Raw genomic sequence first — 20,270 nt, 5'->3', positions numbered from 1 at the left:
TCCCTGGCGAGGAGGGCCCGCAAGGGACCGAGGAGCTGCTCCTCCGCCCTTGCGGGCGTCCTCGCTGCGGCTCAGGCCTTGTCTTCGAAATCCTTGTGCACGTATTTCGCGTCGCAATAGGGGCATTCCACGAACCCGGTCTCATGCGGGATCTGCAGCCATACGCGCGGATGTCCCAGCGCGCCTTCCCCGCCGTCGCAGGCGACACGGTAGCTTTCGACGATCTTCGTTTCGGGCGCCTCTGTGGTCATCGGTCCGGTTCCCTTTTCGCCTCCGTTGCACTACCTGCGTTATGGGCGAAGCGATGAGCAGGGGCAAGGGATCGCTATGAGAGACGACGCCATTCGCATCGAAGGGCTGCGCAAGGTCTATGACGGCGGCAAGGAGGCGCTGAAAGGCGTCGATCTGACTGTGCCCGCCGGTTCGGTCTTCGGGCTGCTGGGCCCGAACGGCGCAGGCAAGTCGACGCTGATCAACATTCTGGCCGGGCTGGTGGTCAAGACCGAGGGGCGGGTGACGATCTGGGGCTGGGACCAGGACGTCAACCCGCGCCAGTCGCGCGCCTCGATCGGGGTCATGCCGCAAGAGCTGAACCTCGACCCTTTCTTCACCCCGCGCGGCGCGCTCGAGGTGCAGGCGGGGCTGTACGGCGTGCCGAAATCGCAAAGGCGCTCGGAAGAGATCCTGCGCATGGTCGGGCTCGAGGACAAGGCCGAGGCCTATGCCCGCACCCTGTCGGGCGGGATGCGGCGGCGGCTGTTGCTCGGCAAGGCGCTGGTGCATCACCCGCGCGTTCTGGTGCTCGACGAACCGACCGCGGGGGTCGACATCGAGCTGCGCCAGATGCTCTGGGACAACGTGCGCAAGCTCAACCGCGAGCGCGGGATGACCATCATCCTGACCACCCATTACCTCGAAGAAGCCGAAGAGATGTGCGACGAGATCGCCATCATCAACCACGGCGCGCTGGTGGCGCAGGACAGCACGGCCAATCTACTGGGCCAGCTCGACGCCAAGACTATGGTGATCGAGCCCGAAGAAATGCCCGACACCCTGCCGCAGGCCGACGGAATCACGGTTGAGCGCCGCGACGGCGGGCAGCTGGCGCTCAGCTATCACGCGCATAAGACCCGGGCCGAGGACGTTCTGGCGATGGTGCGCGAGGCGGGTATCCTGATCCGCGACGTGCGCACCGAACAGGCCGATTTGCAGGATGTGTTCCTGTCGCTGACCCGTTCGGCCTAACGCAGCTCGATCCGGACGCTGTCGGCCTGCCCGGCGGCGTCGATCACCGACAGCGCGGTGAATCCGGGTGACGTGATCGCGGCGTTCAGCTCGGACCGCCGCAAACCCGTCGCCAGCACCGCGCCGTCCGCCATCAGCGTGAAAGGCGGCGTGCCGCCGCGCAGTTTCAGCGGCACGCCCGCGTCCGACAGCGCCAGCCGCGCGCCTTCGGGAGGGAAGGTCAGCGACAGGCGCTCGCCAGGTTCCCTACGGTCGAACCGTTGCAGGGGCAGGGGCAGCCGGGCGTTGCCCACCAGAAGCGTCTCGGGCGGCGTGGCGGGCAGGGGTTCCGCCACGGTCCGGCTGTGCTGCAGCACCTGGAAGAGCAGCGGCGCGGCCTGATCCGCGCCGAACGCGCCCGGAACCGGGGTGCCGTCCGGCCGCCCGATCCAGACCCCGGCCACGTAACGCCCGTCATAGCCGATGGCCCAGGCGTCGCGGTGGCCATAGGACGTGCCGGTCTTGTAGGCCACGCGCCCGGGCGGGCCGGCGGCGGGCGGCGGCGCGATGCCCGCAAGGATGTGCCCGACCTGCCAGGCGGCCTGCGGGCTGAGCAGCCGTTGCTCGGGGCCGGGCCCGGCGGCACGATCCCAGATCAGCGGCCGCGCCATGCCGTCATGGGCCAGCGCCGCGTAAAGCTGGACGAGATCCTCCAGCGTCATGCCGACGCCGCCCAGGGCCATCGCCAGCCCCGGCTGACCGGCCGGCAGCTTCGGATCGGCCCCGGATTTGCGCAAAGCGGTCATCAGATGCGCGGGGCCCATCCGGTCGGTCAGCCGCACCACGGGGATGTTCAGCGACAATTGCAGCGCCTGCGCTACGCGCAGCTCGCCGCGATAGGACCCGTCGAAGTTTTGCGGAGCATAGCCGCCGAACTGCACCGGCGCATCCAGGATCAGCGTCTCGGGATGCGCCAGCCCCCGGTCGAAGGCGAGCCCGTAGACCAGCGGTTTCAGCGTCGATCCGGGCGAGCGCAGCGCGCGCGTCATGTCGACGAAGCCCTGCGCCGCGCCGTTCTCATAGCCCGCCGACCCGACCGAGGCGAGGATCTCGCCGGTCGTGTGATCGGCCACCATCAGCGCCAGCGACAGGCGCGGATCGCGCCCGGTCATGTGTTTCTGGGCCAAGGTCTCCAGCCGGGCTTGCAGGTCGGCGTCGAGCGTCAGATCGTGCCGACCGGGCCCGCGCGCGACAGCACGGTCGGCCATGTGCGGGGCCAGCTGCGGCACGGCGTGGCGCAGCGAAGGGATCGGATCGCGCAGCGCGGCGGTCGCGTCGCCCGCGGGCAGAACCCCGGCTTCGGCCATGCGGCTCAGCACCCGCGCCCGCGCGGCGCGCGCCGCCTGAGGGTGGCGGTCGGGGCGGCGGGTTTCGGGCGATTGCGGCAGGGCCACCAGCAAGGCCGCCTCGCCGGGCGTCAGGCGGCGCGGCTCTTTGCCGAACCAGGCCAGAGAGGCCGCGCGCACGCCCTCGATATTGCCGCCGAAAGGCGCAAGATGCAGATAGAGCGACAGGATCGCGTCCTTGTCCAGCCGCCGCTCCAGCGCCAGCGCGACCCGGATCTGCCGCAGCTTGCCAGGCCAGCGCCCGGTGCCGCTGTCCTCGAGCAGCCGGGCCACCTGCATCGTCAGGGTCGAGCCGCCCGACACCACCCGCCCGTGCCAGACCGCCTGCCCCACCGCCCGCGCCATCGCCAACGGATCGACGCCCGAATGGCGGTAGAACCGCTTGTCCTCGAAGGCGGTCAGCATCCGGATATACCCGGCGTCGACCCGATCGACGCTGACCGCCAGCCGCCAGATGCCGTCGTCCACGGTATAGGCGCGCAGCAGCGTGCCGTTGCGGTCGCGGACCTCGGGCGCGGTGGCATGCACCAGCACCGGCAGTTCGGTCGCCGCGGCCCAGCGGTCGATCCCGTCCCGCGCCAGCGCCACTGACCACAGCAGCGCAACGCCCAGGATCAGCCAGCGGTCAGGGCGCATTGTCCTGCTCCCAGAGGCCGGGGTACGCCAGAACGAACCCGTGGTCGTCAAGGCTCAGAAGCGCGGTGAAACCGGTCTGTTCGGCGTGATAACGCACCAGCCCGCCGCGTTCGCGGGTATAGCTCTGGTCGAGCGTTTCGGGAGGCTTGGCCGGGTCGCGCAGCCAGACGGCTTTGGTGTCGATCCGCCCGACCTCGGGCAGGCGGCGCACCGGCATCAGGTTGGTCGCCGGGCTGAAGCCGAAGTCGATATCGCTGGCGCCCCGCAGCTCGGGGCGCGGCAGATCGCCCAGCGTCCACATCTCGCCCGTGCGCAGAAAGCGCAGGGCGACGTTGGCACCATTATGCACGCCGGTGACATCGGCGCTTTGCGTCAGCCAGTCCGCGCCGCAGCGCACCACGTAATCCAGCGCCGACCAGCCGCGCTCCGACCGGAACCGCGCATGACCGACCAGCATCCAGCCGTCGTCCATATGGCACAGACGGCAGGTATCCTCGCCATCCCGGTCGAGCGCACGCCAGTGGACCTTGGCGACCGTGGTCCCGCTCATTGGGCCACCGTCAGCCGGCCCGAGGCCGTGGTGGCGCGGTACTCGGGGCGGTACATGTCCTCGACCAGAGCCGCGGGGTGGTGATAGCTGCCGGGGCTGACCGCGCGGACGATATAGGCCAGGCGGATGGTGTCGTCGCCCGACTGGTTCACCGCCGCCAAAAAACGGTCGCTGCGGAACTCGGCATATTCGGTCTCGGCCGGGTCGAGCCAGTCGAGCGCGCGGATGTCCCCGGCACGCAAAAGGTTGGGGTTGTCGATCTCGAACCCGGCGGGCAGCGGGTCGTTCACGATCAACCGGGCGCGGATATCCTCGGCCGGGCGCACGGTCAGCACCGCAACCAGACGGTCGCCCGCCGCGATCTCGCCCTCCGCCGGATCGCCCTCCATCGTGTAATAGGCCCGCTCGATGGCATAGCCATAGCCGCCCGCCTCGGTCGCGCCCTCGGGCACGCCGAGCGTGGTCAGGGTGATGTCGGTCGGGGTGTCGGCAGTATTGGCGATCCGCATCGGCGCCAGATCGGCCCCGTCGATCCGCCGCACGAAGGGGCCGGTGACCGGCACGCCATCGACCGCAAGCCCCGACACCGCCGGATCGCGCACCATGGCGTGCGCCGCAAGCAGCGCCCAGGATTGTTCTTGCGTCGACAGGGGCCGGTTCGCCGCGCCGATCCGCGCGCTCAGCGCGCCGCGGTCGACCGCCTCGCTCCGCGCCTCGACGGCCAGCGACAGCAGGCCCGCGGCGTCGCGCAGGGTGCTGCCGTAATCGGCGCGCCAGACCCGCGTGGCGTCGTCCTCTGCCGCGATCATCCGGGCGGCCTGCGCGAACATCCGGTCGGCGCGCATCTGGTCGCCGTAGCTGGCCAGCGCCGCGCCCAGCTGTGCCACCGCCAGGGCCGAGCCGAAGGCGTCGTGCTTTTCGTCGGCGTAGTAGCGCAGATCGCCCATCGCCGCGCGCCCCTCGCGGGCCAGCACCATCAGCGCATAGGCGATATCCTCGCCGCCATCGTCGAAATCGGCGGCGTAGGCGACGCTGTTGGCCAGATTGTCCAGCGCGCTCTGAAACGCCAGGTCGCTGACCTCATGGCCCTGCGCCCGCGCGCGGCTGAGGAAGTCGGTGACATAGGCGGCCAGCCAGAAATCCCCCGATCCGGCGGACCAGAGGCCAAAGCTGCCATTGCCCGATTGCCGCGTCAGGATGCGCGTGATCGCCTGCGCGATCCGGGTGTCGATCCGCGCCTGATTGCCCAGCCCCAACGGTTCGGCAATCGCGCTGAGATAGAGCAGCGGCATCGCCTGCGACGTCACCTGTTCGGTGCAGCCGTAAGGATAGCGGTCGAGCGCGCCGAGCAAGCCCGGCGCATCGAACCGCGCCAGCGGCCCGGCCGACACCATCACCGCGCTGCCGCCCGGGCGGAAGCCCGCCAGCACGTTGCGGTCCAGCGTGAAGGTCTGACCCGGGGCCAGCGAAAAGCGCCGCGTGGCGCTGGTCGCCGGGTCATTGGCGCGCACGCCCAGTGTCAGCGCCTTGGTCAGCTGCCGCCCGTCCGGCGTGGTCAGGGCGACGCGGATGCTGTGATCTCCCACATCCTCGGCGCGCAGCGGGATGCGCAGGCGCGCGGTCTCGCCGCTTGCCAGATCAAGCCCCGAGGGGATCGCGGCGGTGTCGAGGCGGACGCCCTCGGCCACCACGTCAAGGCCCATGCGCCCGGTCGGACCGGTAGCATGGGTGATTTCCAGCAGCAGGCGGCTGTCGTCTCCGGGTGCGAGGAAGCGCGGCAGCGCCGCGCTGATGACCACGGGATCGCGGACCAGAACGTCGGTTTCGGCCTGCCCGACCGCGCCAGCGGTCCAGGCGATCGCCATCATCCGCACCGTGCCGTTGAAATCGGGCATGTCAAAGGCGACCTCTGCGCGACCATCCGGGCCGACGGTGACGGGGCCTGTGAAAAAGGCGACCAGCTCCTCGGTCGGCGGCGGGCTTTGCAGGCGCATCTGCGCCGAGGCGTCGCCGCCCGACCGGATCTGTCCCATCGCGCCGTTCAGCCCGTCGATCAGACGGCCGTAGATGTCGCGCATCTCGACGCCCAGCCGGCGCTGGCCGAAGTAATGCCCGGCGGGATCGGGGCTCTGGAACCCGGTCAGGTTGAGGATGCCCAGATCGACCGCCGCGACGGTGACATAGGCGGTTTCGCCCTCGGCCGCGCCCGCGACCGTGACCGCTGCGTGCAGGGTTTCGCGCGGTGCAGCCTCGGCGGGCGCGTCGAACGCCACGTCGAGCAGCCGCGCGCCCGGGGCGATGGCGGCATGGGCGAGGCCGAGCGCCCGCGCCGGGTTCTGCCCGGCGCTGACATCCATCGGCCGGATCACCTGCGCGGTGACATAGACACCCGCCCCCCAATCATCGGTCACCGGCAGGTTGATCAGGTTTTCGCCCTCGCCGACCTCGACCGTCTGCATGGCGATCACCCGGTCCGCCAGCACGCTGACCACCGCCTTGCCCGCATAGCGCGGCACGATCCGCAGGCGCGCGGTGTCGCCGGGGGCATAGCTTTCGCGGTCGAGCGACAGTTCCAGCGTGTCGGGGGTGAGGGTGGCGTTGGCGGGCGCGTACCATCCCGCGTCAAAGCCGACCGAAGCGGCGACGTAGAGCCCGTCCGTCTGCTCCACCACCAGCTCGTACTGGCCCCAGGTCACATCCGCCGCCAGCGCCATCGGGTCGGCCCCCAGCGTGGCGGTGCCGCGCGCGATTGTGGTGCGGGTGGTGACCGGTTCCCAGTTCCAGTTGCCCCAGATCTGATACCATTGATAGCGCGTGTTCACGCGGTTGATCTGCCATGACACGGTCATCGGGGTTGGCGTCAGATCGGGCCCCAAAGCCTGCACCAGGAACCGCGCCTCGGCCCCTTCGGGCAGGGTGTCGTCGAATTCCGGCCGGATGCCGATCATCGGCCCGCCGGGGGCCACGGGGCGGGCGATGCTGCGCTCTACCGGGCGGCCCGATCCTTCGGAAAGCCGCAGGGTCATGCGCGCCTCGACCGGCTGGCCCTCGAGCCCCGCATCGCCCAGCGGCAGCGCCAGGCTGGCGCGGCCCTGCGCATCGGTGCGCAGGTCCGGCGGGAAGCCTTGATAGCGCGTCTCGGCCCGTTTGTCGTGGCGGCCAAAACGGTAGCCCGGCAGCGCCTCCAGCCGGTCGAGCGGGGTCAGGGTCACCTCGCCCTCGATCGGCAGATCGGCCCCGGGCGCGCCAAAGAGATACCGCGCCGAAACCTCCAGCAGAGGCGGCGACAGCGGGTCGATGGGGCCTTCGGGCAGGCTCAGGTCAAAGTCGATCTTTTCCGGCACGAAATCCTCGACCAGCAGGGTCTCGCTGGCGAGCGCCTCGGCGTCGGGATCGGCATAGACCGCCAACTGCCAGGTGCCGCGCGGCACCGAAGGTGCCAGCGGCAGGGCGAAGACATGGCCACCGGCCACGCCGCCCGACGACACATGGCGGCTGTGCTCGACCCCGTCCGGGCGGGTCAGGATGGCGGTCACCGGCACGCCGTCGATGGCGCGGATCCCCGCGTCGCGCAGCAGCGCCGTGGCGTGGATCGTCTCGCCCGCGCGATAGGCGCCACGGTCTGTGGCCAGGAAAGCATCGACCGGCCCCGAGGGTTCACGCCCCGCGACGCCGCGGTCCGACAGATCGAAGGCGGGATCGGTCAGCGACAGGAAGGCGATGTCGTCCTCGCCCCGCGCGGCCATCACCAGCGCGGGTGCCGCGCCGCCGGTGCCCCGGACAAGGCCGGGCGCGAAGGTCGCGACCCCGGTGGCGTCGGTCTTGGCCTCGGCCAGCACCCGGTTGGCACGCGACACCAGCTGCACGTTCAGCCCGTCCAGCGGTTCGGCATCCGACAGACCGCGCGCCACCACGGTCAGCCCGTCGTTGCCCAGCAGTGTGCTCAGCCCGATGTCGGACAGCACGAACCACTGCGTCGCGCCCGGATCGTCATAAGGATCGCCCCCCGGCACCGCGGCCGTCAGCGCATAGATCCCCGGTTCAAGATCGCCGACCACCTCGCCGATGGGCAGGCGCGTCGTCACATCGGCGTTCAGCCGGTTTTCGACCTCGCCCGTACCTGTCCAGACTTCTTCGGCCAGCTGTTCGCCGACGTAATCCAGCGCATAGGCCGACAGCGGCTGACCGAAATAGCTGTCCTGCATGGCGCGGATCAGGTTGCGGTCCGACACCCGCAGCAGCGTCAGATCCAGTGTGTCGAGGTTCACCGTCTCGACCGGCAGCCCCGCATCGGCGCTGCGCGGCAGCACATAGGCGCGGCCCGGGAAGGTCACGGCGGGCGACCGGTCGCGGACATAGGCGATGATCGGCACGTCGCGCACCAGCTCATTGCCGCTCTCCGCCGGCAGGCCCGAACGGAAGGTCAGCGTATAGCGCTCGCCGTGGATCAGACCCGAGACGCAGATCCGGGTGTCGTCGGCCTCGACCGCGAGGCGCGGATCGGGCAGGCGCACGAAGGGCGTGTAGTCCTGCCCGGCGCGGATCAGCGGGTCGGAGAATTCCGCGCAGATGCGCGGATCGGCGCTGTCCGAGGTGACCTCGTGCCCGGTGATGCGAAAGCCGTATTTGCCGATGGCGTCGTCCAGCGCCGCGGTCACATCCGCGCGCGGTCCCAGCGTTTCGGCCAGCCGCAGCGCCGGGATCATGTCGCGCCCGCGACCGTTTTGTTCCAGCGCCTCGGACAGGGTCAGCAGGATCGTCACGCGCTGCGGCGCGGACCCCGCGCGCAGATAGGCGTTGACCGCCGCCGACAGGGCACGCCCATGGTAACTGCGCTGGTCGTTGCCGCGTAGCGCCTGGGCATGGTCCAGAGACAGCCGCGCATATTGCAGCCAGTGGTCGGAATCGTCGCTCTGCGCCGTCGCGGCCCCGGTCCAGTGCACCGCGTCGCGCAGATTGTTCTGCCGCTGGCTGTCCAGCGCGGCATCGAGCAGCGCCTGCACGCTCCACTCGCCGCCGCCATGACGCACCGCCAGCTCGCGCGTCTGTTTCAGCGCCGCGTTCAGATCGCCGCCGCGCAGAAAGCCCAGCTCGGCCGCGCGGTCGCGCGCCGCCGCCAGGACCGACGGCGCGGTCTGCACCACCTGCGCCGACACCGCGCCCTCATAGGGCTGGCGGTCGGTGATGTCGCTCTTGGGGAAACAGGCGTTCGAGCGGCTGTTGAAGGTAAACGCCCGGCAGGCCGGATTGGCCAGACAAACCGTCTGGCACGATTGCAGGTCGGTGTCGAAGAGCGCCTGCAGATCGGCGCCGTAGAAATCCACGTCGCGGGTGACGATCAGCCGCCGGTCGGGCACCGGGTCCTGCGCGATTGCGGGAAGGGCGGACAGCAGCAGCGACAAGAGGGCGAAAACAATCGGGCGCATGAAAACCTCCGGCGATGAATACCCTCATGGTGACACGCCGCCCCGTGGTCTGGCAACGGCCACGAGGTGGCATTGCACTTAATGCGATGTTCACTTTCGGTGCGTTAAGGATTTTCCCGGCATGGACAGTCGTAATCTCGACATAGCCACTCGGCTGGCACAGGAACGGCGCGCCCGCCTTGCGGCCGAGCGCCTGCTGGAGCTTAAGCAGGCCGAACTGGTCGACGCCAATCGCAGGCTGTCCATGCATGCCCGCAAACTGGGGTACGAGATCACCGAAACCCGCGCCCGCGTGGCCGAGGTTTTCGATGAAAACCAGCGGGTGAAATCCGAACTCGGCGCCGCGAACCAGAAAATCGAACTGGTCGAGGGACAGCTCTGGAAGGCGCTTCAGACCATCCGCGATGGTTTCGCCATGTACAATGCGCAAGGCGAGATGGAGCTTGCCAATTCCGCCTTTCTCTCGATCTTCGAGGGCATCGATTCAATCGGGCCCGGTGCCACCTACGAGCATATTCTCGATGTCATGGTCGACGAGGGGATCGTGAACCTCGATGGCGCGGACCGCGCGGCCTGGCGCGAGCAGATGGCGCGCCGCTGGGATCATCTGCGAATCCCGGACCAGACCATCCGGCTGTTCAGTGGTGAATTCATCAAAATTCAGGACCGGCGCACGCCGGACGGCGGCATCGTTACCCTGGCCACCGATGTTACGGATCTGATGCGCATTTGGTCTGCCGTGTCGGAAATGCCCGACGGTTTCGTGCTTTACGATTCCGACGACCGGCTGCTGATCTGCAACGAGCCTTATCGGGAATTCTACAGCGCCAGCGCCCCGGTGATGCAAAAGGGCACCGCGTTCGAGGATATCCTGCGATACGGTCTGGAGCGCGGCCAGTACGAAGAGGCGATCGGCCGCGAGGAGGAATGGCTGAGCGAACGCATGGCGCACCATTTGAAGCCGCGATCCGAGCTCGAGCAGCAACTGCAGGACGGGCGCTGGGTGCGGGTGTTCGAATCCGAGACCTCGGATGGCGGGCGCGTCGGGCTGCGCGTCGACATCTCGCGGCTCAAGCAGACCCAGGCCGAACTTGAGCAGGCGATGGAACGGGCCGAGGCGGCCAGCCGCGCCAAATCCGCCTTCCTCGCCAACATGAGCCACGAAATCCGCACGCCGATGAACGGCGTCGTCGGCATGGCGGCCCTTCTGGCCGAGGAAAACCTTACCAGCGAACAGCGCCTTTACGCCGACACGATCAAAAGCTCGGGCGAGGCGCTGCTGGTCATCATCAACGACATCCTCGACTATTCCAAGATCGAGGCGGACAAGATGGTGCTCCACTCCGAACCCTTCGATCTGGAACGTGCGATTCACGAGGTCATCCTGCTGTTGCAGCCGGGCGCGCAGGAAAAGGGGCTTCACCTCGTGGTCGATGAAATTCGTCGGCGATCCGGGCCGCTTGCGCCAGGTCCTTACCAACCTGATGGGCAACGCGGTCAAGTTCACCGCCCATGGGCATGTCTCCGTCCGGGTCGTCGGGGTGGTCCAGAACGGCGAGAGCGCGGATATCCGCCTCACGGTCGAAGACACCGGCATCGGCATCCCCGAGGACAAGATCGACCACGTGTTCGGCGAATTCAATCAGGTCGAAGAGGCCAGCAACCGCAATTTCGAAGGGACCGGTCTGGGGCTTTCGATCACCCGCCGCCTGATCGAGATGATGGAGGGCGAGGTCTGGGTCGAATCGAAGGTCGGGCAGGGGTCGTGCTTCGGGTTCCGGCTGCGGCTTCCGGTGGACGAACCGCATGGCGCCGACGCACCGTGCCTGCCGCCCAACCTCACCTGCGCGCTGGTCGTCAGCGAGCAGAGCGCCAACTGCTCGATCCTGTCCCGGCAATTGGGTCTGCTCGGCGCGCAGACAACCTTTTGCAGCAACGGTGCCGAGGCGCTGGGCCTTGCCGTCGCGCCGCCGGACATCGTCATCGTCGAGGGCGCGGTTCCCGACATGCCGGTCGCCGATCTGGCGCAGGCGCTGGCCACGTCGGGCTGCGCCGCCCCCATGCTAGTCCTGTCGGCCGAGGCGTCGGTGCTGATGGCGCAGGGCCTGCCGCCGAACGTCTGCAGGGTCTTGCAGAAACCGGTCGCCCGCCGCGCGCTCTTCGAAGCGCTCGAGGCGATCGTTACCGACCGGGCAAGTCCCACCGCGCCGCCTGAGGCGGCCGGGCCTCAAAAGGCGCGGCTGCACGCCCGGCTCGATGTGCTGGTGGCCGAGGACAACAAGACCAATCAGCTGGTGTTCCGCAAGATGGTGCAGCATCTAGACCTCGATCTGCGCTTTGCGGACAACGGGATCGAGGCTGTCGCCGCCTTCCGCGAGAGGCGGCCGGATCTGGTGTTCATGGATATTTCCATGCCGCGCATGGACGGCAAAGAGGCGACACATGAAATCCGCCGGATCGAGGGCGATGGCCCGCAAGTGCCGATCATCGCCGTCACCGCCCACGCGATGGAGGGCGACCGCGAGGTGATCATCGCCGCCGGGCTGACCGATTATCTGACCAAGCCTCTGCGCAAGGCTAAAATCCTGGAGATGATCGACCGCTACGGCGCGACGCTGCCCGTGGCCGACACCGGCTGACCCTCAGGCCGCGTAGGGCCGCACAAAGACCGGCTTGTCCTCGGTCGAAAGGCCTTCGTCAAAGGCATAGCCGCCGGTGTCGAAATCGCGCAGGGCCTGCGGATCGGTCAACCGGTTCTCGACGATGAACCGCGCCATCGACCCCCGCGCCTTCTTGGCGAAGAAGCTGACGATCTTGGGCGTGCCGTTCTTGTCTTCCATGAATTGCGGCGTGATCACCCGCAATTTCAGCGCCTTGAGCGGCACGGCGCCGAAATATTCCTGGCTGGCGCAATTCACCAGAACGTCGGTTCCGATGGCTTCGGCCTGGGCGTTCAGCGCGCGGGCGATCTGGTCGCGCCAATAGTCGTAGAGCGACGCGCCCCGCCGGGTTTTCAGCCGGCTGCCCATCTCCAGCCGGTAAGGCTGGATCGCATCCAGCGGGCGCAGCAGGCCGTAAAGCCCCGACAGAATGCGCAGGTGATCCTGCGCATAGTGCAGCGCGTCCTCGTCCAGGCTCGCGGCCTCGAGCCCCTGGTAGGTGTCGCCGGCAAAGGCCAGCGCGGCGGGGCGCGTGGCCTCGGCCTCGGGGGCCTCGGCGAAGGCCTGGAACCGGTCGCGGTTCAGCCGGGCCAGATCGTCGCTGAGGCTCATCAGCGCCTTGAGGTCGCGCAGAGGCAGGTTGCGCGCGGTCCTGGCCAGCCGGATGGCATCCTCCTGAAAGTCGGGCGCGGTCGCCTGCACATCGCATTCCGCCCAGTCCAGCCGCTTGGCCGGAGAGATCACCACCAGCATATCCGTCCTCCGTTTGGTCCGGGGGGTGATCTAGCCCGCCTCAGCCAGAACGTCCAGAAACGCGAGGCCAAAGCGTTCGGTGCGCTTGTCGCCCAGGATTCGTTCCAGCCCGTCCGCGCAGTCTGGCCGGACCTGCGCCACCTTGGCCAGCTGCGAGGCCGAGCACGACAGCGGCTTTTCGGTGCCGTCCGCACCCCGCATCAGCGCCGCCTGCGCCTGCATCAGCGCATCGTAAAGCGGCCCGGCCTCGCGGCCTGCCAGCTTGCGCCGGGTGGGATGCATGTCTTCGGCGGCCCCGGTGATTACCGACAGAAACTCCGCCCCGTAGCGTTCCAGCTTCTTCGCGCCGACCCCGTTGATCCGCGCCATGTCGTCAAGCGTTGCGGGCCGGGTCTCGGCCATCTCGATCAGCGTGCGGTCGGGGAAGATGACATAGGCGGGCACGCGCGCGGCCTCGGCCAGCGCCCGGCGCTTGGCCTTGAGCGCGGACAACAGCGGCGCGTCCTCGTCGCTGACCATGGCCTTGACCGCCGGGCGGCGGGTCTCGGCTCGCACCACTGCGTCGCGCCGGAGCTGGATCGATTCTTCGCCGCGCAGGATCGGGCGGGCGGCCTCGGTCATCACCAGCGCGCCGTGGCGTTCGGCGTCGGGGCGCATCAGGTCATGGCCCATCATCTGGCGGAACACCGCCTGCCACTGACCTTTCGACAGATCGCGGCCGACCCCGAAGGTCGGAAGCTGGTTGTGCCGCCGGGCGGTGACCTTGTCGGTCGCGTTGCCCATCAGGATGTCGATCAGATGCCCCGCGCCAAAGCTTTGGTCTGTTCGGAGGGCAGCCGACAGCGCCTTGCGCACCGCCTCGGTGCCGTCGAAGACCTCGGGCGGGCGGTCGCAGAGATCGCAATTGCCGCAGGGCCCGGCGTCTTCGTCGAAATACCGCAGCAGCTGTTGCCGCCGGCATCCCAGCGCCTCGGCCAGCCCCAGAAGCGCGTTGAGCCGCCCGTGGTCGGCGGCGCGGCGTTCGGGCGGGGCCAGCCCCTCGTCGATCTGAGCGCGGCGCAGGCGGATGTCGTCGGGGCCATACAGCGTCAGCGTCTCGGCCGGGGCGCCGTCGCGGCCCGCGCGGCCGATCTCCTGATAATAGGCCTCGATCGACTTGGGCAGGTCGGCGTGGGCCACCCAGCGGATGTCGGGCTTGTCCACGCCCATGCCAAAGGCCACCGTGGCCACCACAATCAGCCCGTCCTCGGTGGCGAAGCGTTCCTCCACATGGCGGCGGTCGCCCGCCTCCATCCCGCCGTGGTAATGGCAGGCGGCGTGCCCCTCGGCCCGCAGCGCCTGCGCCAGCGTTTCGGTCTTCGCCCGCGTGCCGCAATAGACGATGCCCGACTGCCCCTTGCGAGCGGCGGCAAAGGACAGGATCTGCTTGCGCGGTCCGTCCTTGGGCTGGAACGCAAGGTGGATGTTGGGCCGGTCAAAGCCGCGCAGAAAGGTCTGCGGCGTCTGCCCGTCGAAAAGCCGGGTGACGATCTCGTCCTGGGTTTCGGCGTCCGCCGTGGCGGTGAAGGCGGCCAGCGGCACGTCGAGCGTGCGACGCAATTCGCCGATGCGCAGGTAATCGGGGCGGAAATCGTGGCCCCACTGGCTGACGCAATGGGCCTCGTCCACCGCGATCAGCCCAATCCCGGCCTGCGCCAGCATCCGCTGCGTGCCCGTGGCCGCCAACCGTTCCGGCGCGAGATAGAGCAGTTTCAGCGTCCCGTCGCGCAACCCGTCCCAGACCGCGTCGGTCTCTTCCTCGGTGTTGCCGCTGGTCAGGGCGCCCGCCGCCACACCGGCCTCGCGAAGGCCGCGCACCTGGTCGCGCATCAGCGCGATCAGCGGCGAGATGACCACGGTCACGCCCCCCCGCATCAGCGCGGGCAGCTGGAAACAGAGCGATTTGCCCCCGCCCGTCGGCATGATCGCCAGGACGTTGCGGCCCTCGGTCACGGCCTCGACGATCTCGCCCTGGCCGGGGCGGAAAGCGTCGAATCCGAAAACGTCCCTGAGCAGCGCCTCGGCGCCAGAGGTATCGCGGGGCATGGGTGTCCTGCCGGTTTTGACTAAATCTGCTCTTTATTCGTTAATCACACACTAAGATTTGCGGAGCAAGTCCCGAGGGCTGTCTTGAACGACGCACCGGGATGGATTGTTGGATAGTCGTGCCAGCGCCGACCCGCGGGGTGGCGCCTGCGACAGCTCTTCTGCGCGCTTTATGCCCGCCTACTCATTGCTTTGAATGATTGACGCGCCAAGCCCAGCCAAAGCGCCGCCCCGGGGGGCGGGTCGGCGCTGGCACGGCGGCCTCCGGCCCTGATTCCGTGCCATTGGCGCATTGATCGGAGGTCTTAGAAAAAACCCATCGGCAGGCGCGGGCCGCTCTTACCGCAGCAGCAGCTCGGGCAGGATATAGTCGCGCAGCGAAATGACCACGATGAACGCGACCAGCGGCGCCAGGTCCAGCGGTCGCGTGTCCGGCAGGATGCGGCGGATGGGCATGTAGATCGGCTCGAGCAACCGGTTCAGCCCGGTCCAGATCTGATCCACGATCGGTTGGCGCAGGTTCAGCACCTGGAAGCTGATCAGCCAGCTCATGATGATATGGGCGATCATGATGAAGAACGCCACATCGAGAATAAGCCGCAGCGGTCCGTAAAGTGCCATCATGTCAGGTCTGCTCCTTCGTCGGTTCCGGCCAGAGGTAATCATACCCACGTGAAAGAGCAAGGGTGCCGCGAGGTCGTGGTTGACGCCGCCCGGCCGAACGTCAACCAAGGGGCGAAAAGGAGCCCGCCGCATGTACCCCTTCCCCCGACTGCTCAAGGAAACGCTGCTGTCGCGCCGCGCGGTGCCGCTGACGCTCTTCGAAACCCATGTCTCGCATCACATCTGCTGGCCCTGGGACCTCGACGTGTGGATGGAGCTGAACAACGGCCGCACCCTGACGCTCTATGACCTGGGGCGCATCCCGCTGGCGCAGCGCACCGGTCTGCTGAAGCTCTTGGCGCAAGAGCGCTGGGGGCTGACGATGGCCGGGGCCACGGTGCGCTATCGCCGCCGGGTGCGGGCCTTCGACCGGATCGAGATGCGGTCGCGCCTGATCGGCTGGGACGCGCGGTTCATGTATCTCGAACAATCCATGTGGAAGACGGACGGCGAATGCGCCAGCCACGCCGTCTATCGCGGCGCAGTCACCGGCCCCAACGGCATCGTGCCGGCCCCTCAGGTGGCCGAAAAGATGGGCGCTGACCCGGTATCGCCGCCGCTGCCCGACTGGGTGCGGCTCTGGCTGCGGGCCGAAGAGGCGCGCCCCTGGCCGCCGATGCAGGACGCCCCCGCCGACACCCGCCTGCGGGCGTAGGGGGCGGCGCGCCCCAAGTCGCGCCAATGGCACGGCGGCCTTGGGTCAGTGCCATTGGCGCGCTGAACGTCTCCACGCGCCCGCTGGCCCTTGCCACTGCCCGCGCCGCACTGTTTGATCGCCGCGAATGGGCAGGGGGCCGGCATGACAGAGCTTTATTCGCGAAAACGCATCTGGGGCTGGTTCTTTTTCGACTGGGCCAGCCAGCCTTACAACACGCTGCTGCTGACCTTCATCTTCGGGCCTTACGTCAACGATCTGCTGGGCGACGGCACCGCGGCGCAATCGGCCTGGGGGTTCGGCATCGGGGCGGCGGGCTTCGTCATCGCGCTGCTGGCCCCGGTTCTGGGCGCGCTGGCCGACACGGGCGGCAACCGGCTGCGCTGGATCTGGCTCTTTTCGGCGCTCTATGTGGCGGGGTCGGCGATGCTCTGGTTCGCGGCGCCGGTGGATTTCAGCCTGGTGACGATCCTCTTCTTCTTCGCCATCGGCCTCATCGGGATGGAGTTCGCGACGATCTTCACCAACGCTATGCTGCCCGACCTCGGCCCGCCGGAAAAGCTTGGGCGGATCTCGGGCAACGGCTGGGCCTTCGGCTATCTGGGCGGGCTGGTCACGCTGGTGATCATGCTGCTTTTCTTTGCCGAGAACGCCACGACCGGCAAGACGCTGCTGGGCCTCGCGCCCGCCTTCGGGCTGGACCCCGAAATGCGCGAGGGGACGCGGTTCGTCGGGCCGCTGACCGCGATGTGGTTCGCGGTGTTCATGGTGCCGTTCTTTCTGTGGGTGCGCGATCCGCGCGCGCACAAGGCCCCGCCGGGCGCGGTGAAAAAGGCGCTGCGCGACCTCTCGGGCACCCTGCGCCGCCTGCCGTCCAGCCCGTCGCTTTTCGCCTATCTCGGCGGGTCGATGTTTTATCGCGACGCGCTGAACGGGATGTATGTCTTTGGCGGCATCTATGCCTCGGGCGTGCTGGGATGGAGCGTGGTGGACGTCGGCGTCTTCGGCATTCTGGCCATCGTCGCGGGGGCGGTCTTTGCGGTGATCGGCGGGCGCGCCGACAGCGCCTTCGGCCCCAAGCCGGTGATCGTGATCTGCATCGTGCTGCTGATCGTCGTCGCGGTGGGGATCGTGACCCTCAGCCCCACGTCGGTCTTCGGCATCGCCGTGGCCGAGGGCAGCGCCATTCCCGACATCGCCTTTTACGCCTTCGGCGCGGTGATCGGGGCGGCGGGCGGTGTGCTGCAATCGGCCAGCCGGACAATGATGGTGCGCCAGGCCAATCCCAACCGCATGACCGAAGCCTTCGGTCTTTACGCGCTGGCGGGCAAGGCGACATCGTTCCTCGCGCCGCTCTCGATCGGGATCGTCACCGCCGCCACCGGGTCGCAACCCCTTGGCGTGTCACCGATCATTGTTCTTTTCGCAATCGGGCTCTTTCTGCTACTCTGGGTAAAACCCGACGGAGATCGAGCAGCATGACGATCCGCACCCTTCTCACCTTTTTCCTGGTCGCCACCCTTGCCGCCTGCGGCGGCGGGCGCGAGGCACCTGCCCCCAAGCAGGTCGAGCTTCCGCGCTACAGCGGCGTGCTGTCGACCAAGCAGGCCAAGCAGCTCTTCGGGGCCAAGGCGGCGGGTTCTGCACAAAGCCCCGCCCCCTATGGCAGCTATTCCAAGGGGTGTCTGGCGGGCGGCGCGCAGCTGCCGGAAACCGGGCCGACCTGGCAGGCGATGCGCCTTGGGCGCAACCGCAACTGGGCGCATCCCGAAACCATCGACTTTATCCAGGATCTGTCGCGCAAGGCGGCGCGGCAGCCGGGGTGGAACGGGATTTACGTCGGCGACATGAGCCAGCCGCGCGGCGGGCCGATGCTGACCGGGCACCGCAGTCACCAGAGCGGGCTGGATGCCGACATCTGGCTGCGCCCGGCCGACAACCTGAACCTCAGCCGTCAGGCGCGCGAGGATATCTCGTCGATCTCGCTGCGCCGCGCCAACGGGGCCTATACCAACGACAAATGGACCCGCCAGCACCACGAGATTCTCAAGGCCGCCGCCAGCGATCCGCGCGTGGCGCGGATCTTTATCTTCCCCGGGGCCAAGGTGCGCATGTGCAACGATGAAAAGGGCGACCGCGCCTGGCTGCGCAAGATCCGTCCGTGGTGGGGGCATCACTATCATTTCCACGTGCGGCTGGCCTGCCCGCCCGGCGCGCGCGGCTGCGTCGACCAATCGCCGCCGCCCGCGGGCGACGGTTGCGACGATGCCCAGCGTTGGGTGAACAACATCCTGAACCCGCCGCCGCCCGACCCGGACGCCCCGCCGCCCAAACCGCGCCGCGAGCTAACCATGGCCGACCTGCCGCAGCAATGCGCGTCCGTTCTGTCGGCGCGCTAGGCGCGGCGCTCGTCCTCGGCCTGTCCTTCGGCGCGTCCCGGGATGCGCCGCAGCAAGCGGTCTTCCTGCAAAGCCACCGCTGGCAGATGGACGACCCGGCCTTCGGCGGGTTCTCGGGGATCGAGATCGGGGCCGGGGGCGACAGCTTCACCGCCATCAGCGACCGGGGCCACATCGCCCGCGGCCGGATCGACCGCGAAGCGGGCAGGATCGGCGCGGTCACGGCGCGGCTCGATCCTCTGCTCGAGACCACGGGCGCGCCACTGGCCGAGGACATCACCGATGCCGAGGGGCTGGCCGCTGCGCCCGGCGGCCTGGTCTTTATATCCTTCGAGGGCACTGACCGCGTCCTGGCCTATACCGGCGCCGCGCCGGATCAGTTGCCGCGCCCGCCGGGGCTGGCGGACATGCACCCGAACGCCGGGATGGAGACGCTGGCCATCGACGCGGACGGCGCGCTCTACGCCATCCCGGAACGCTCCGGCGCGCTGAACCAGGGCTTCCCCGTCTGGCGCTTCCGCGACGGTGGCTGGGACAACCCCTTCGCCATCCCGCGCCGCGCTGGGTTCCTGCCGGTGGGCGCGGATTTCGGACCGGACGGGCGGTTCTACCTGCTCGAACGCGGCTTCAACGGATTCGGCTTTCGCAGCCGCGTACGCGCCTTCACCATCGACGGCGACCGGCTGACCGGGGAAGAGACGCTGCTGACCACCCGCACCCGGCGGCACGACAACCTCGAAGGGCTGTCGGTCTGGCGCGATGCCACCGGCCGGATCCGGCTGACGCTGATCTCGGACGACAATTTCCGCGCCTTCCAGCGCACCGAGATCGTCGAATACGCCCTGCCCAAGACCCTTGCGTCCGCGCCCGCAAGCCCGTAAGGCAGCGCCGTCCGTCATCCCGGCGGGCCAAGTCCCCGCAACCTTGCAAAAACGGGTAATCCAATGACGCGTCAGCACCTTCCCGGCATTCTTGCCATGGCCGCCATCGTCGTGGCCTCGAACATCCTCGTGCAGTTCCTCTTCGGCCAATGGCTGACCTGGGGCGCCTTCACCTATCCTCTGGCCTTTCTGGTCACCGACCTGATGAACCGCCTCTACGGCGCGGGCCCCGCCCGCAAGGTGGTGTTCGCGGGCTTCATCGTCGGCGTGTTCTGCTCGCTGGTGGGCACGCAGATCATGGGCGAATTCGGCCCGCTGGTCACGCTGCGCATCGCCATCGGTTCGGGCGTGGCGTTCCTGACCGCCCAGCTTTTGGACGTGGCGATCTTCGAACGCCTGCGCCAGGGCACCTGGTGGCGCGCGCCGCTGGCCTCGACGCTGGTGGGCAGCTCGGTCGATACCGCGCTCTTCTTCACCATCGCCTTTTCCGGCGCGCTGACCTGGATCGAGCCCGCCAACGACGTGTCCTGGGCCGGCGAAGTGCTGCCGCTTCTGGGCGTCGGCCCCGCCGTGCCGCTCTGGGTGTCGCTGGCCGTGGCCGACTGGATGGTCAAGCTGGCGCTGGCGTTGGTGGCGCTGATCCCCTTCCGTGTGATCGTTTCCAAGGCAACCGGCACGACGCACCTCGCCTGAGCGCAGAAAACGCTTTGCATGCGGGGTGTTCCGTGCCACGCTGAACTTGCGTTTATCAACAGCTGAAAGGAGGTGATCCAGTGTCGAGAGAAACATTGGAGAGAGGTGTCGGAACAGTTCGGAGGGCAGTGCACTAGGGCAGACCCCGGTGCGATAAACCCGAATTGGCAGCGCCTAACCGGCCCCGCCTCCTGACTTCTCGAAGGGTCGCCCGCACAGGCAGGGCGACCCTTTTTGAT

The 20,270-nt window shown here is 68.4% G+C and carries 14 protein-coding genes and 1 pseudogene; 8 read left to right on the top strand and 7 right to left on the bottom strand.

Translation table 11 applies throughout. The annotated features are described in order from the left end of the window. Positions 1-71: 71 nt before the first annotated feature. The gene (locus RXV88_RS05660) at positions 72-251 is read right to left on the bottom strand and encodes a zinc-finger domain-containing protein (protein ID WP_316291132.1); all 180 of its coding nucleotides are present in this window, start codon (positions 249-251) and stop codon (positions 72-74) included. 76 nt (positions 252-327) lie between these two features. Here RXV88_RS05660 and RXV88_RS05655 point away from each other — a divergent pair, with 76 nt between their 5' ends. After that, on the top strand, positions 328-1,245 hold the full coding sequence (locus RXV88_RS05655; RefSeq protein WP_316291131.1) for an ABC transporter ATP-binding protein: 918 nt from the start codon (positions 328-330) through the stop codon (positions 1,243-1,245). Here RXV88_RS05655 and pbpC read toward each other — a convergent pair. The 3 genes from pbpC to RXV88_RS05640 are packed head-to-tail and all read right to left on the bottom strand — an operon-like array spanning position 1,242 to position 9,242. Continuing rightward, positions 1,242-3,266 (bottom strand): penicillin-binding protein 1C, encoded by a 2,025-nt coding sequence (gene pbpC, locus RXV88_RS05650; RefSeq protein ID WP_316291130.1) that lies wholly within the window; start codon positions 3,264-3,266, stop codon positions 1,242-1,244. The genes RXV88_RS05655 and pbpC overlap by 4 nt on opposite strands. After that, positions 3,256-3,816 carry a putative glycolipid-binding domain-containing protein gene (locus RXV88_RS05645; RefSeq protein WP_316291129.1) on the bottom strand — a complete coding sequence of 187 codons (561 nt, stop codon included), beginning with the start codon at positions 3,814-3,816 and terminating at the stop codon, positions 3,256-3,258. The genes pbpC and RXV88_RS05645 overlap by 11 nt, the downstream gene beginning before the upstream one ends. Next, entirely contained in the window at positions 3,813-9,242 is a 5,430-nt protein-coding gene (locus RXV88_RS05640) for an alpha-2-macroglobulin family protein (RefSeq protein ID WP_316291128.1), read from the bottom strand. The genes RXV88_RS05645 and RXV88_RS05640 overlap by 4 nt, the downstream gene beginning before the upstream one ends. 121 nt (positions 9,243-9,363) lie before the next feature. On the opposite strand from RXV88_RS05640, the pseudogene RXV88_RS05635 reads away from it, so the two are divergent. Then, positions 9,364-10,506 (top strand): annotated as a pseudogene (locus RXV88_RS05635) (PAS-domain containing protein); the annotation flags it as partial. A gap of 169 nt (positions 10,507-10,675) precedes the next feature. Beyond that, positions 10,676-11,881, top strand: a complete 1,206-nt coding sequence (locus RXV88_RS05630; RefSeq protein WP_316291127.1) for a response regulator — start codon at positions 10,676-10,678, stop codon at positions 11,879-11,881. A gap of 3 nt (positions 11,882-11,884) precedes the next feature. Here the strand turns inward: RXV88_RS05630 and yaaA are convergent, their stop codons facing one another. From yaaA to RXV88_RS05615, 3 genes are all read right to left on the bottom strand, one after another. Further along, positions 11,885-12,655: a peroxide stress protein YaaA gene (gene yaaA / locus RXV88_RS05625; protein ID WP_316291126.1), complete on the bottom strand. Its 771-nt coding sequence runs from the start codon at positions 12,653-12,655 to the stop codon at positions 11,885-11,887. Positions 12,656-12,685: 30 nt separating this feature from the next. Further along, entirely contained in the window at positions 12,686-14,740 is a 2,055-nt protein-coding gene (recQ, locus tag RXV88_RS05620) for a DNA helicase RecQ (protein WP_316291125.1), read from the bottom strand. Between the two features lie 339 nt (positions 14,741-15,079). Continuing rightward, positions 15,080-15,364, bottom strand: a complete 285-nt coding sequence (locus RXV88_RS05615; RefSeq protein WP_316291124.1) for a YggT family protein — start codon at positions 15,362-15,364, stop codon at positions 15,080-15,082. Between the two features lie 130 nt (positions 15,365-15,494). Between RXV88_RS05615 and RXV88_RS05610 the strand changes: the two genes are divergently transcribed. From RXV88_RS05610 to RXV88_RS05590, 5 genes are all read left to right on the top strand, one after another. Beyond that, a complete protein-coding gene (locus RXV88_RS05610) occupies positions 15,495-16,058 on the top strand; it encodes an acyl-CoA thioesterase (protein WP_316291123.1) in 564 nt (187 codons plus the stop codon). Positions 16,059-16,202: 144 nt separating this feature from the next. Next, the gene (locus RXV88_RS05605; protein WP_316291122.1) at positions 16,203-17,540 is read left to right on the top strand and encodes an MFS transporter; all 1,338 of its coding nucleotides are present in this window, start codon (positions 16,203-16,205) and stop codon (positions 17,538-17,540) included. Next, positions 17,537-18,457 (top strand): penicillin-insensitive murein endopeptidase, encoded by a 921-nt coding sequence (gene mepA, locus RXV88_RS05600; protein WP_316291121.1) that lies wholly within the window; start codon positions 17,537-17,539, stop codon positions 18,455-18,457. Before RXV88_RS05605 ends, mepA begins: the two co-directional genes overlap by 4 nt. Next, a complete protein-coding gene (locus RXV88_RS05595) occupies positions 18,430-19,338 on the top strand; it encodes an esterase-like activity of phytase family protein (protein WP_316291120.1) in 909 nt (302 codons plus the stop codon). The genes mepA and RXV88_RS05595 overlap by 28 nt, the downstream gene beginning before the upstream one ends. Positions 19,339-19,401: 63 nt before the next feature. Continuing rightward, positions 19,402-20,031, top strand: coding sequence for a queuosine precursor transporter (locus tag RXV88_RS05590; protein ID WP_316291119.1), 630 nt, complete (start codon positions 19,402-19,404; stop codon positions 20,029-20,031). Positions 20,032-20,270: the final 239 nt, after the last annotated feature.

This window comes from Aestuariicoccus sp. MJ-SS9 (genome assembly GCF_032586235.1).
Classification (GTDB): domain Bacteria; phylum Pseudomonadota; class Alphaproteobacteria; order Rhodobacterales; family Rhodobacteraceae; genus Aestuariicoccus.
Note: the sequence above shows the minus strand (reverse complement) of the source record. Positions and strands in the feature narration are given on the sequence as shown.